The sequence below is a fragment of the Enterobacter cloacae complex sp. P15RS genome (assembly GCF_014895905.1).
Lineage (GTDB): Bacteria > Pseudomonadota > Gammaproteobacteria > Enterobacterales > Enterobacteriaceae > Enterobacter > Enterobacter quasihormaechei.
Map to the genome: position 1 here is coordinate 1 of NZ_JADBQL010000032.1, position 12,744 is coordinate 12,744.

Sequence of the window (12,744 nt, forward strand, 5' to 3'; positions counted from 1 at the left end):
CTACCCACGGTTTCACCAGGCGGGCGTTGACGTAGTAGTAAACCGGCACGATCGCAGAGTCTTTATCGAGCTGTTGTTCTGATTTCGCGTACAGATCGGCGCGCTGGGCGTCATCTGCCACTTTCAGGGTCTCGCCAATCAGCTTATCAAACGCCGGGCTCTTATAGTGTGCCGTGTTGTTTGAGCTGTCGCTGAGCATGGTGTTCAGGAAGGAGGTCGGCTCGTTATAGTCCGCACACCAGCCGGCGCGCGCCACGTCAAACGTTCCCTGGTGGCGCGTATCGAGGAAGGTTTTCCATTCCTGGTTTTCCAGCTTCACGTTCACGCCCAGGTTTTTCTTCCAGATTGACGCCACGGCGATAGCCAGTTTTTTATGCAGATCCGAGGTGTTGTACAGCAGGTTAAACGTCAGCGGCTTATCAGCGGTGTATCCGGCTTCAGCCAGCAGTTTTTTCGCTTCTTCGTTACGTTTTTCCTGGGACCATTTGAACCACTCAGGCTCAACCAGTTTCATACCGTCGGTATAAGGCGGGGTGTAGCTGTAAGCGGGCAGGTCGCCCTGATTCTTCACTTTATTAACGATAATATCGCGATCCAGAGCCAGCTTCAGCGCGGTACGCACGCGCACGTCGGTGAACGGTGCTTTCTGGTTGTTAATTTCGTAGTAGTAGGTGCACAGATAAGGATCGACGTGCACTTCTTTCGGGATCTCTTTTTTCAACTTCTGGAACAGTTCAATCGGCATGTTGTTATAGGTCATGTCGATTTCACCGCTGCGGTAGCGGTTGACGTCGGTCACTTCTGAAGAAATTGGCAGGTAGGTGACCTGATTGATTACGGTCTTCGCGTTATCCCAATACTGCGGGTTGCGCTCCAGTACCATACGTTCGTTAACGACCCAGCTTTTCAGCTTGTACGCACCGTTGGTCACGATATTCGCAGGCTGCGTCCATTTTTCACCAAATTTTTCTACAGCGGATTTTGGTACCGGGGAAACAGACGGGTGAACCAGCAGCTTATAGAAGTACGGAACAGGCTCGCTCAACGTCACTTCAAAGGTGTTGGCATCAATGGCTTTTACGCCCAGATCGGTAACAGGCTTCTTGCCCGTGATGATGTCATCAATATTGGCAATATGACCATACTGAAGGTAACTCGCATACGGGGAGGCGGTATTCGGATCCGCCAGACGCTGCCAGCTGTAAACGAAATCTTCGGCGGTAACCGGCGTACCGTCGGACCATTTGGCATCTTTACGCAGATGGAAGGTCCAGACTTTAAAATCTTTATTGTCCCATTTTTCCGCCACGCCCGGCGCCGGGTGGCCGTCTACGTCCGTTACCAGCAGACCTTCAAACAGATCGCGGTTAACGTTAGACTCTGGAACACCTTCAATTTTGTGCGGATCGAGAGACTGCACTTCCGCACCGTTATTACGCACCAGCGTTTGCTTCTCAGCCAGCTGAACACCGGCAGGAACGTCCGCAGCCATTGCAGCGTTCCCCGCGATTAGCGCAGTAAAAATCCCCGCCGCTACCAGACTTTTTTTTGTGATGATGGACATTGTGTTGATACTCCACTCATTATAATGACTGGCCTTCGCCAGTTGTGTAATCCCCTGTCGGGGCCTGTACAGCGCAGGAGTTTTTTTTGCTACTGTCAGGTTCTTTTTTTACTTCTTGCTATCACCGACTTCATTATTACTGACCGCTCGTACGGCGATCTTGCGTCGATTCTTTACACCTCTCCCCTGTCAGAGAGATGCATTGGATATCTTTCGTGAGGCCTATATGAAAATAGTTCTCATCAACTTGATTAATGCTGCGAAATATAAGGCCGGAAAGTACCAAATGGTGCCAACTCTCGCCAATACATTTTGCAAATTTGTTAAGTATTTCTCTTTTATGGTGGATGGCTCATCTAAGCCATAAATCTTCAACCCCACCAATACAAAGTAAAAACACTTGAAATCAATGGATTACAAGATTGCCTCGCCGAGAGCGTAATGCCATGACCAATCTGAACGATTTTTCACGAAAATTTAACAATTGGTTATTATTTAGCACATTCGTCTGGGTCAGCCTCGAAATTACTAATATCATTTCGGTTATCTGTCAGCAAGCCCCAGAGTATCATGTGAGTAAAATAACAGAGGGTTCGAAGGATTTATGTGCAGAGGGGGAAGCTGAAAATAAACAACCTCTTGAAAAACAACAAGAGAGCGTTATTAGTAGAACTTATTATGGCTGGACCGTAATTCAACTTTATTTATATGATTTGCTGATAATCACGTAAAAAAAACGGAGCCGTCGGCTCCGCTCTTTCAAATGAAAGTCAATGTAATAATCCTGGGAATATGCTTTTTATACCGGTAACGATAAATTCGATGCCCAATGCCATTAACAGCAGGCCCATGATACGGGTGATCACGTTGATGCCCGTTTGTCCCAGCAAGCGAACCAGCCATGGCGCCATGCGAAAAACGCCCCAACAGCACAGCGCGAACAGCGCAATGGCGACAGAAAAGCCGATCAGATGCATCAGGCTGTGATAGCGCGTTCCCCAGACGATGGTTGAACTTATTGCCCCCGGGCCTGCCATCAGCGGCAATGCCAGCGGCACAACGCCGATGCTTTCGCGGATTGCGGTCTCTGATTTCTCCTGCTTGTTCTGTTTATCCTCCCCCAGCTTGCCGCTGATCATCGACATGGCAATCGTCACCACCAGGATCCCACCCGCTATTCGGAACGAATCAATCGAGATGCCGAAGACCTGAAGGATGGCGTCCCCCAGATAAAGAGAGGTCAGCAAGATGATAGCCACCGACAGGTTTGCCGTCAGGTTGGTTTTGTTTCTTGCGGCGGCCGTTTGATAGCTGGTCATACTAATGAAGACAGGGATGATCCCTACCGGGTTGACCAGCGCAAACAAACCGATAAAAAACTTAAAATATGTAGGGAAATCAAAGAGCGTTTGAATCACATTAAGCTCCGCAATTGAGCATGGCCAGGGAGAAACAGCGTGTCATGATAAATCCGCGCTGAAGATACGCTTTTTAGCCGCACACTTCACCAGAAATCTGTTCTAAAACGTTATCAATTCATGATGTTAAACGTTTGTATAATCAATGATAGCGCCACTTCCAATAGTTACTTAATTATTTAACACTGGAAAAATTAGCACGAAATAACCCTGCTGAAAGGTATCAGCTTAGGACAAAATTGATCCTGATCATAATTTTCGTACTCAGAAGTGAGTAATCTTGGTTACGCCGCCAGGGAGATCACCTATCAAAAAGGTATGATGCTAAGGTAAGGCTCTTTTAGTAAATTAGTGAGCATAAGCAGTGCGTAATCCTTTGTTTTACTGTGTGTTACGCAAGAGGGATCGGCACTGACTATACTGTCAGACGTATCGAGCGCTGGTTTACTAAAAGAGTTTAAACATTATCAGGAGAGCATTATGGCTGTTACCAATATCGCTGAACTGAACGCCCTCGTCGAGCGCGTTAAAAAAGCCCAGCGTGAATATGCCAATTTCACCCAAGAACAGGTTGATAAAATCTTCCGCGCGGCCGCTCTGGCTGCTGCAGATGCTCGAATCCCTCTCGCTAAAATGGCCGTTGCCGAATCTGGCATGGGTATCGTTGAAGATAAAGTGATTAAAAACCACTTTGCTTCAGAGTATATCTACAACGCCTATAAAGATGAGAAAACCTGCGGCGTGCTGTCAGAAGACGATACTTTTGGCACCATCACCATAGCAGAACCGATCGGCATCATTTGCGGTATCGTTCCAACCACTAACCCAACCTCTACCGCCATCTTCAAATCTCTTATCAGCCTGAAGACACGTAACGCAATCATTTTCTCCCCGCATCCACGTGCGAAAGACGCCACTAACAAAGCAGCCGATATCGTGCTCCAGGCGGCTATTGCGGCGGGCGCACCAAAAGATCTGATCGGCTGGATCGACCAACCTTCTGTCGAGCTGTCCAACGCCCTGATGCATCACCCGGACATTAACCTGATCCTGGCGACCGGTGGTCCTGGCATGGTTAAAGCCGCTTACAGCTCCGGTAAACCGGCTATCGGCGTAGGCGCGGGTAACACCCCGGTTGTTATTGACGAAACCGCTGACATCAAACGTGCCGTCGCGTCTGTGCTGATGTCTAAAACCTTCGATAACGGCGTTATCTGTGCATCTGAACAGTCCGTTGTCGTTGTTGATTCTGTATACGACGCCGTTCGTGAACGTTTCGCCAGCCACGGCGGCTACCTGTTGCAGGGTAAAGAGCTGAAAGCCGTTCAGGACGTGATTCTGAAAAATGGCGCGCTGAACGCCGCTATCGTGGGTCAGCCAGCCTATAAAATTGCCGAACTCGCCGGCTTTAGCGTTCCTGCTTCCACCAAGATCCTGATTGGTGAAGTTAACGTCGTTGATGAAAGCGAGCCGTTTGCTCACGAAAAACTGTCTCCGACGTTGGCTATGTACCGTGCGAAAGATTTCGATGACGCGGTAGAAAAAGCAGAGAAACTGGTTGCCATGGGCGGTATCGGTCACACCTCTTGCCTGTACACCGACCAGGATAACCAGCCTGAGCGTGTTGCACACTTCGGTCAGAAGATGAAAACGGCACGTATCCTGATTAACACCCCAGCTTCTCAGGGTGGTATCGGTGACCTGTACAACTTCAAACTCGCACCTTCCCTGACTCTGGGTTGTGGTTCCTGGGGTGGTAACTCCATCTCTGAAAACGTTGGTCCAAAACACCTGATCAACAAGAAAACCGTTGCTAAGCGAGCTGAAAACATGTTGTGGCACAAACTTCCGAAATCTATCTACTTCCGTCGTGGCTCTCTGCCAATCGCGCTGGATGAAGTGATTACTGATGGCCACAAGCGTGCGCTCATCGTGACTGACCGTTTCCTGTTCAACAATGGCTATGCAGACCAGATCACCTCTGTTCTGAAAGCGTCTGGCGTCGAAACTGAAGTCTTCTTTGAAGTTGAAGCTGACCCAACCCTGAGCGTTGTCCGTAAAGGTGCTGAACTGGCGAACTCCTTCAAACCCGATGTGATCATCGCACTGGGTGGCGGTTCCCCAATGGACGCCGCGAAAATCATGTGGGTCATGTACGAGCATCCGGAAACTCACTTCGAAGAACTGGCGCTGCGCTTTATGGATATCCGTAAACGTATCTACAAGTTCCCGAAAATGGGCGTGAAAGCGAAAATGATCGCCGTCACCACCACTTCCGGTACCGGTTCTGAAGTCACGCCATTTGCGGTTGTGACGGATGACGCAACGGGTCAGAAATACCCGCTGGCCGACTACGCGCTGACGCCAGATATGGCTATCGTTGACGCCAACCTGGTGATGGATATGCCGAAATCACTGTGTGCGTTCGGTGGTCTGGATGCGGTGACTCACGCTCTGGAAGCTTACGTTTCCGTACTGGCTTCCGAGTTCTCTGACGGTCAGGCCTTGCAGGCGCTGAAACTGCTTAAAGAAAACCTGCCAGCCTCTTACAACGAAGGTTCAAAAAACCCTGTTGCGCGTGAACGTGTACACAGTGCTGCCACCATCGCGGGCATCGCGTTTGCTAACGCCTTCCTGGGCGTGTGTCACTCCATGGCGCACAAGCTGGGTTCACAGTTCCACATTCCTCACGGTCTGGCGAACGCCCTGTTGATCAGCAACGTTATCCGCTATAACGCCAACGACAACCCAACCAAGCAGACTGCATTCAGCCAGTACGACCGCCCTCAGGCTCGTCGTCGCTACGCTGAAATCGCAGACCACTTGGGTCTGAGCGCACCGGGCGACCGTACTGCCGCGAAGATCGAGAAACTGCTGGCATGGCTGGAAAGCCTGAAGGCTGAACTGGGTATTCCTAAATCTATCCGCGAAGCGGGCGTTCAGGAAGCTGACTTCCTCGCTCACGTAGATAAGCTGTCTGAAGATGCATTCGATGACCAGTGTACCGGTGCTAACCCACGCTACCCACTGATTTCCGAACTGAAACAGATCCTGTTGGATACTTATTACGGTCGTAACTTCACTGAAAGCGATGTCGCTGCTGTGAAAGCTGACATCCCCGCAGTGGTAAAGGCTGACAAGAAAGCGAAGAAAAACGCTTAATTGACAGTGTGATAAAAAACCCGCCGATGGCGGGTTTTTTTATATCTGAAAAAGAGTAAAAAATTCCTGTTACTTTCGACTGTCGCCCTGTAACGCCGTCAACGAACCTACAACCAGCGCCTCTTTATAATGCTTGCGGCAGACCGAGACATAGCGTTCATTGCCCCCTATCACCACCTGCTCGCCATCAGCATAAGGTTTACCGGACTGGTCAAGGCGAAGAACCATGCTCGCCTTACGGCCACAAAAGCAGATCGTTTTTAGCTCCACCAGCTTATCCGACCAGGCAAGTAAATATTGGCTGCCGGCAAATAGCTCACCGCGAAAATCGGTGCGTAAACCATAGCAAAGAACGGGAATATCCAGCTCATCCACGACCTCAGAAAGCGCATGGACCTGCTCACGGGTCAGGAACTGGCTTTCGTCTACCAGGACGCAATGGACAGGCTTAGAGGCGTGCTCAGCACGAATGTCCTCCAGCAGGTCCGTTTCAGGGTTAAACAGCCTTGCAGGCGACGAGAGGCCTATTCTTGAGCTTACCTTCCCCGCCCCGAAGCGATCGTCGATTTCGGCGGTATAAACAACCGTACGCATCCCCCGCTCCTGATAATTGTATGAGGATTGCAGTAACGCCGTCGATTTCCCTGCATTCATTGCCGAATAGTAGAAATAAAGTTGTGCCATTGGCCAAAGAACCCTAATCAATGTGTAATATTCCCGATGAATCATTGTACCATATTTTGTACCGTCATCAGCCGTGGGCTGCACGCGCAAGGCTCTTCCGCGCCAATAAACCCTTTGTGGCTAGCGCAAAATAATGCGTTAAAACAGGTAGTAAAGGCATTAAGCACGGACAATAAGGTGAGCACCAGTCCAGAGATAACACTTCTTTTTATAGTGGCTTCTCCGTTCATTAAAATTCACTATTTATTAACTATTCTGGCCTTCGCTACGCTTAGCGGGGGTAATACAAAAGGCTGATATTTATCAACCGCAACTATAATTCCTGAGGTAAAAGTCACAAAACAAACATGCAAATGACAAGCTTTTGCCGTTTGAAACGATATCTCACAGACCGAGCAAACAATGAAATTTAAGTTAGCGTAATTAATAATAGCGTCGTTTATTTTGTATTTTTTGAATTCCTTACATTCCCACCTATTGCACAAGTGAAATTAACGCTCTATTATTAGGACAACAAACCCACCCCCATTATAAGTTTGAGATTACTACAATGAGCGAAGCACTTAAAATTCTGAACAACATCCGTACTCTTCGTGCGCAGGCAAGAGAATGTACCCTTGAGACGCTTGAAGAAATGCTCGAAAAATTAGAAGTTGTCGTTAACGAACGTCGTGAAGAAGAAAGCGCAGCTGCGGCTGAAATCGAAGAACGTACACGTAAACTGCAACAGTACCGCGAAATGCTGATTGCCGATGGTATCGATCCAAACGAATTGCTGAACAGCATGGCTGCGGCTAAAACCGGCACCAAAGCAAAACGTGCAGCACGTCCAGCTAAATATAGCTACATCGATGAGAACGGCGAAGAGAAAACCTGGACTGGCCAGGGTCGTACTCCTGCTGTAATCAAGAAAGCAATGGACGAACAAGGTAAACAACTGGATGACTTCCTGATCAAGGATTAATCTGGAAAGATTCTGAAAAATCCCGCCTGGTGCGGGATTTTTTATGCCCGTAATATTCGCCCGAACATCTCCTTACATTCTGTCATATTGCGAGATTCACTATTTAACGTCCTTGACAATCCGCCGACAATTACCAGGCGACAGGCATAAAAAAACCGGTGGGCATCGCCACACCGGTCTTGTTCAGCAGCCTGTGGGTTAATTACTTAATACCCATGCTGCCTTTGAGCCAGGCTTTAAATTCTTCACCCAGGCTGTTATGGCGAATACCATATTCTACGAAGGCCTGCATATAACCGAGTTTATTCCCGCAGTCATGGCTCTTACCTTTCATATGGTAGGCTTCTACGGTCTCTTTCTCGATCAGCATATCGATAGCATCCGTCAGCTGGATCTCATCGCCCGCACCTGGAGGCGTTTTCGCCAGCAGCGCCCAGATTTCAGCACTCAGCACGTAACGTCCCACGACAGCAAGGTTAGACGGCGCGACGTCAGCTTTAGGTTTTTCAACAACGCCAACCATCGGTACGCTTTCGCCAGGCTTCAGAGCAACGCCTTTGCAGTCAACCACACCGTAAGCGGTTACGTCGTCAACTGGCTCAACCATAATCTGGCTGCTGCCGGTTTCATCAAAGCGTTTAATCATCTCTGCCAGGTTTTCCTGGGAAAGATCGGACTCGTACTCATCAAGAATCACGTCCGGCAGAATAACCGCGACCGGCTCATCACCCACTACCGGATGTGCACACAATACCGCGTGCCCCAGACCTTTCGCCAGGCCCTGACGAACCTGCATAATGGTAACGTGCGGAGGGCAAATAGACTGCACTTCCTCCAGCAGCTGGCGCTTAACGCGTTTTTCCAGCATCGCTTCGAGTTCGAAACTGGTATCAAAATGGTTTTCGATAGAGTTTTTAGATGAATGCGTAACCAGCACAATTTCGGTGATGCCTGCTGCAATACATTCATTCACGACATATTGGATTAATGGCTTATCAACCAGAGGCAGCATCTCTTTTGGGATTGCCTTCGTTGCTGGCAACATCCTGGTACCCAATCCCGCCACCGGGATAACGGCCTTTCTGACTTTCGAATTTAGGGCAGCCATTGAAATTCTCCTGAACTGTTCAAGTTTTGAACTTTTATGCATTGAATAACGCGTTGAGTATACAGTCTCAGCCACTAATAGGGGTCTGAAAAGAACGCGTTGCCGATCAATTAAGACAAATACGCATGAAACTTGCCGCGATAGTAGCACCGCCAGCAAAAACACAGGTAAAGCAATCTGAAAAATAAAATCTGACTGCTTACTCTGTGGACAACATTAAGCGTAACCGCCCTCCTGCCCCCCAAATTTGGCACTGCCATGAGGTGCAGCGGTGGCTAATTTGATTAAGGTAAGTATTACCCAGCGTGCCCAACGGCACGCCGTTACTCACCTGAATATGGTGTTCTCCAGTATTCAGTGTGGCATTTAAACCCGCAGACACCAGAATAAGGTTATTCAACCCGCTGTGATAATAGCCAACCAGAAGCGGGAACTGCCCCGGTAAATTGGCCTGGCGAAAAAGTTGGTTCACCTGTTTTAGCAAACTGCCTAACTCAGGAAGTCGTTGCCCCTGATGGGATAATTGTTCCTGTAGCAATCCATTAAAGAGCGCTCGCAGTAATAAGGCCGCCAAAACGCCGTTATCTCCCGCTCGGGTAACATCCAGGCAATAAAAGGCGAGGTCGGCATCCGATAACGGCGCAATATCCAGCACCAGTCCAGGCTGGTCAGCCGCTACCAGCTGGCGATAATTTACTCTGCAATGAGAAATATTTTGCTGCACCGGCGGCTGGAGTTCCTGAAGCAGCTTTGCCGCCGCGAGCGGATTACTGACTAAGGCATCCCAGTCCTGAAAAAGACGCTCCTCTTCTTCAACGCGGGAATTAAACATATTGGGATACAGGCAGGCCAATACCGTTTCACGCAGTCGGTTTAAATCTTTGACCGGTTTGAGCAGGATATCCTGCACCCCCAAACGCAATGCCCTGGCAATATCGGCCATATTTTCGGTGGCCGAAATCACGAGTATCGGTGTCTGGTAACCTTCATTACGCAGCTTTTCCACCAGCATTAAGCCGTTCATCCGCGGCATCTCGAGATCGCAGATCATCAGGTCAGGCGCAATGCTGGCCATCTTTTCCAGCGCCTCGACGCCATCTTCGGCAAGGGACGTGGTTGCACCCAGCGAGGATAACCACGAATCCAGTAGCGATCGGAAAACGGGCTCGTCTTCAACTATCAAAATGTGTTTTCCGGCCAATGGCTGTGTCATGGTTCCTCCCCTGGCTGACAGTTACTCAATAGTGGCATGCTATTAGTACTATCGCCTGTCAGATTTTGCTGAAGTAATCAAAAAAGTGCTTAACGTGCTGTACGCACAAAAGGCAACAGTTCATCTATTTTCTTTTCGACGGCTAACGAGCCCGCTGCTATGGCGGCCTCAGCCCGGTGGAAATCAAGTGTAGAGATTTGCGGACAATAGGGTTGAATAAGAATATCCGGAGGATCGCCCGCCATACGGTTTCGCTTCAGGCGATTCTCGAGAATTTGTATCGAAGTCGTCATGATTTCAACGGCGTTCGGTGCGGTCACCGCACGACGCGCAGTCAGGCGCCCTATTCTGCCGCGTAAACGCGCATGCCAGGCAAGTTTCTCTTCTTCGGCATCATTGCTGTGAAGATTAACCGACATCAAATCCTGCTGCATAAGGTGAGCGTCGTGTTGTAAATCCACGGCGATGACGATATCCGCGCCCAAGGCCCGCGTCAGTGAGATAGGGACAGGATTCACTACGCCACCGTCAACGAGCCAGTAGCCGTTATGAGGCACAGGCGCCATTAACCCAGGTATACTACAGGAGGCACGTACGGCGAGATGGATATCCCCTTCGGTGAGCCATAACTCCCTGCCCGTACTGAGGTTGGTTGCAACGGCACCAAAAGGCATTTGGCAGTGACTGAAGTCAGCGAGAGGCATTATCTTACGAAACTGATTGAACACGCGTTCGCCGCGCAGCAGGCCACCACGCTGCCAGGAGAGATCCATCAGGCGCAGCACATCCCAGTAACTGAAGGAGCGCACCCAGCTTTCAAGCTCCGGGAGCTTACCGCAGGCGTACGCGGATCCGACCAGCGACCCTATCGAACACCCTGCAACAATATCAACGTCAATTCCCATCTGCTTTAAAGCATTAATAACGCCAATATGCGACCAGCCCCGGGCGGCACCTGAGCCCAACGCCAGTCCAATTTTTATCTTTCTCATTAGCCCTGTTTTACTTCCCCTGGATTCCCGACATAGCGTCAACGTAACTGCTCAGTTAACATATTGCTACCTTAAGCGTTTAACGCCTTATTTTTTGTTCCAGGAAAAGAATTGTGTCTCAACTCTGCCCCTGTGGTAGCGCTCTGGAGTATAGCCTATGTTGCCAGCGATATCTTTCTGGCGAGCAGGTTGCACCAGACCCGTCACACCTTATGCGCTCACGGTATACTGCTTTTGTGATCAATAACGCAGACTACCTGATTAAAACCTGGCATCCGTCCTGCCATGCGGCCGATTTTCGTCAAGAGATTGAAGCCGGTTTTGCCAACACCGTCTGGCTGGGCCTCACCGTCTTTGATGCCGCTCCCGGCCGCGATGCCAACGAAGGCTATGTCAGTTTTGTCGCCCGCTTTAGTGAACAAAACAGACCTGGCGCCATCATTGAACGCTCCCGGTTCTTAAAGGACAGCGGGCAATGGTATTATATTGACGGTACACGTCCGCAGTTCGGTCGTAACGATTCCTGCCCCTGTGGTTCAGGAAAAAAATTTAAAAAGTGTTGCGGCAGCAATGCCTGACAACTCAGACTTCGCAAATACATAAACAGGATTTCCCGGCGATGCAATCACTACAACGTAAAGTTCTGCGCACCATCTGTCCCGATCAAAAAGGGCTGATCGCACGAATCACCAACATTTGCTACAAACATGAACTGAATATCGTGCAGAACAACGAGTTCGTTGACCACCGTACCGGTCGCTTCTTTATGCGTACCGAGCTGGAAGGCATTTTCAACGACACCACCCTGCTTGCCGATCTGGACAGCGCCCTGCCGGAAGGCTCGGTGCGCGAACTGAACCCGGCGGGTCGTCGCCGCATCGTGATTCTGGTCACCAAAGAGGCGCACTGCCTGGGCGATCTGCTGATGAAAGCCAACTACGGTGGCCTGGACGTCGAAATTGCTGCCGTCATCGGCAACCATGAAACGCTGCGTACTCTGGTTGAGCGCTTCGACATTCCGTTCGAGTTGGTCAGCCATGAAGGCCATACCCGTGAAGAACACGATAACCTCATGGCGCAGGCCATCGAGGCGCATAACCCGGACTACGTTGTGCTGGCAAAATACATGCGCGTCCTGACGCCGTCCTTCGTGGCACGCTTCCCGAACAAAATCATCAACATTCACCATTCGTTCCTGCCAGCCTTCATTGGCGCGCGTCCATATCACCAGGCTTACGAGCGTGGGGTGAAGATCATTGGTGCGACCGCCCACTACGTGAATGATAATCTGGACGAAGGTCCAATCATCATGCAGGACGTGATTCACGTGGATCACACCTACACGGCAGAAGATATGATGCGAGCGGGCCGTGACGTTGAGAAGAACGTACTGAGCCGTGCGCTGTATCAGGTTCTTGCCCAGCGCGTTTTCGTGTACGGCAACAGAACGATTATTCTTTAATCCTTTGTAAAATGAATTGATTAGCTTTGCGCCTTTACGGATAAAAAGCAGGCAAACAGCGTCATTTACCTAAAGGAATGCTTTACAGGGGCGTCTCATTTGATATGATGCGCCCCGCTTCCAACAGGAAGCAGGCCAGTAAAAAAGCATTACCCCGTGGTGGGGTTCCCGAGCGGC

At 49.8% G+C, this 12,744-nt stretch carries 11 protein-coding genes; 5 read left to right on the top strand and 6 right to left on the bottom strand.

Going from position 1 to position 12,744, the window contains the following annotated elements; all coding sequences use genetic code 11:
- A partial coding sequence (gene oppA, locus IM267_RS18375; RefSeq protein WP_193034009.1) for an oligopeptide ABC transporter substrate-binding protein OppA occupies positions 1-1,564 on the bottom strand: 1,564 nt, incomplete at its 3' end.
- 446 nt (positions 1,565-2,010) lie between these two features.
- Between oppA and IM267_RS21360 the strand changes: the two genes are divergently transcribed.
- Positions 2,011-2,295, top strand: coding sequence for a hypothetical protein (locus IM267_RS21360; protein ID WP_226848179.1), 285 nt, complete (start codon positions 2,011-2,013; stop codon positions 2,293-2,295).
- A 39-nt stretch (positions 2,296-2,334) separates the two neighbouring features.
- On the opposite strand, the gene IM267_RS18380 is transcribed toward IM267_RS21360, so the two are convergent.
- A complete protein-coding gene (locus IM267_RS18380) occupies positions 2,335-2,982 on the bottom strand; it encodes a YchE family NAAT transporter (RefSeq protein WP_063452247.1) in 648 nt (215 codons plus the stop codon).
- A gap of 480 nt (positions 2,983-3,462) precedes the next feature.
- On the opposite strand from IM267_RS18380, the gene adhE reads away from it, so the two are divergent.
- Positions 3,463-6,144, top strand: a complete 2,682-nt coding sequence (gene adhE, locus IM267_RS18385; protein WP_063452246.1) for a bifunctional acetaldehyde-CoA/alcohol dehydrogenase — start codon at positions 3,463-3,465, stop codon at positions 6,142-6,144.
- Between the two features lie 69 nt (positions 6,145-6,213).
- Here the strand turns inward: adhE and tdk are convergent, their stop codons facing one another.
- Positions 6,214-6,828 carry a thymidine kinase gene (gene tdk / locus IM267_RS18390; RefSeq protein ID WP_063452325.1) on the bottom strand — a complete coding sequence of 205 codons (615 nt, stop codon included), beginning with the start codon at positions 6,826-6,828 and terminating at the stop codon, positions 6,214-6,216.
- Positions 6,829-7,378: 550 nt separating this feature from the next.
- Between tdk and hns the strand changes: the two genes are divergently transcribed.
- Positions 7,379-7,792: a histone-like nucleoid-structuring protein H-NS gene (gene hns, locus IM267_RS18395; RefSeq protein WP_003856724.1), complete on the top strand. Its 414-nt coding sequence runs from the start codon at positions 7,379-7,381 to the stop codon at positions 7,790-7,792.
- A gap of 202 nt (positions 7,793-7,994) precedes the next feature.
- Here hns and galU read toward each other — a convergent pair whose 3' ends face one another.
- The 3 genes from galU to rssA form a co-directional block, all read right to left on the bottom strand.
- The gene (gene galU, locus IM267_RS18400; RefSeq protein WP_063452245.1) at positions 7,995-8,900 is read right to left on the bottom strand and encodes a UTP--glucose-1-phosphate uridylyltransferase GalU; all 906 of its coding nucleotides are present in this window, start codon (positions 8,898-8,900) and stop codon (positions 7,995-7,997) included.
- Positions 8,901-9,099: 199 nt separating this feature from the next.
- Entirely contained in the window at positions 9,100-10,113 is a 1,014-nt protein-coding gene (gene rssB / locus IM267_RS18405) for a two-component system response regulator RssB (RefSeq protein WP_063866538.1), read from the bottom strand.
- Between the two features lie 89 nt (positions 10,114-10,202).
- Positions 10,203-11,105, bottom strand: a complete 903-nt coding sequence (gene rssA / locus IM267_RS18410; protein WP_193034010.1) for a patatin-like phospholipase RssA — start codon at positions 11,103-11,105, stop codon at positions 10,203-10,205.
- A gap of 113 nt (positions 11,106-11,218) precedes the next feature.
- On the opposite strand from rssA, the gene IM267_RS18415 reads away from it, so the two are divergent.
- Entirely contained in the window at positions 11,219-11,683 is a 465-nt protein-coding gene (locus IM267_RS18415) for a YchJ family protein (RefSeq protein WP_193034011.1), read from the top strand.
- 41 nt (positions 11,684-11,724) lie between these two features.
- Positions 11,725-12,567, top strand: a complete 843-nt coding sequence (purU, locus tag IM267_RS18420) for a formyltetrahydrofolate deformylase (RefSeq protein WP_063452241.1) — start codon at positions 11,725-11,727, stop codon at positions 12,565-12,567.
- The last annotated feature ends 177 nt before the right edge of the window (positions 12,568-12,744 follow it).

Bases quoted from the DNA above. Each gene is read 5' to 3' on its own strand.
- IM267_RS21360 (WP_226848179.1), top strand. From the start codon at position 2,011: ATGACCAATCTGAACGATTTTTCACGAAAATTTAACAATTGGTTATTA.
- adhE (WP_063452246.1), top strand. From the start codon at position 3,463: ATGGCTGTTACCAATATCGCTGAACTGAACGCCCTCGTCGAGCGCGTT.
- tdk (WP_063452325.1), bottom strand. From the start codon at position 6,828: ATGGCACAACTTTATTTCTACTATTCGGCAATGAATGCAGGGAAATCG.
- hns (WP_003856724.1), top strand. From the start codon at position 7,379: ATGAGCGAAGCACTTAAAATTCTGAACAACATCCGTACTCTTCGTGCG.
- galU (WP_063452245.1), bottom strand. From the start codon at position 8,900: ATGGCTGCCCTAAATTCGAAAGTCAGAAAGGCCGTTATCCCGGTGGCG.
- rssB (WP_063866538.1), bottom strand. From the start codon at position 10,113: ATGACACAGCCATTGGCCGGAAAACACATTTTGATAGTTGAAGACGAG.
- rssA (WP_193034010.1), bottom strand. From the start codon at position 11,105: ATGAGAAAGATAAAAATTGGACTGGCGTTGGGCTCAGGTGCCGCCCGG.
- purU (WP_063452241.1), top strand. From the start codon at position 11,725: ATGCAATCACTACAACGTAAAGTTCTGCGCACCATCTGTCCCGATCAA.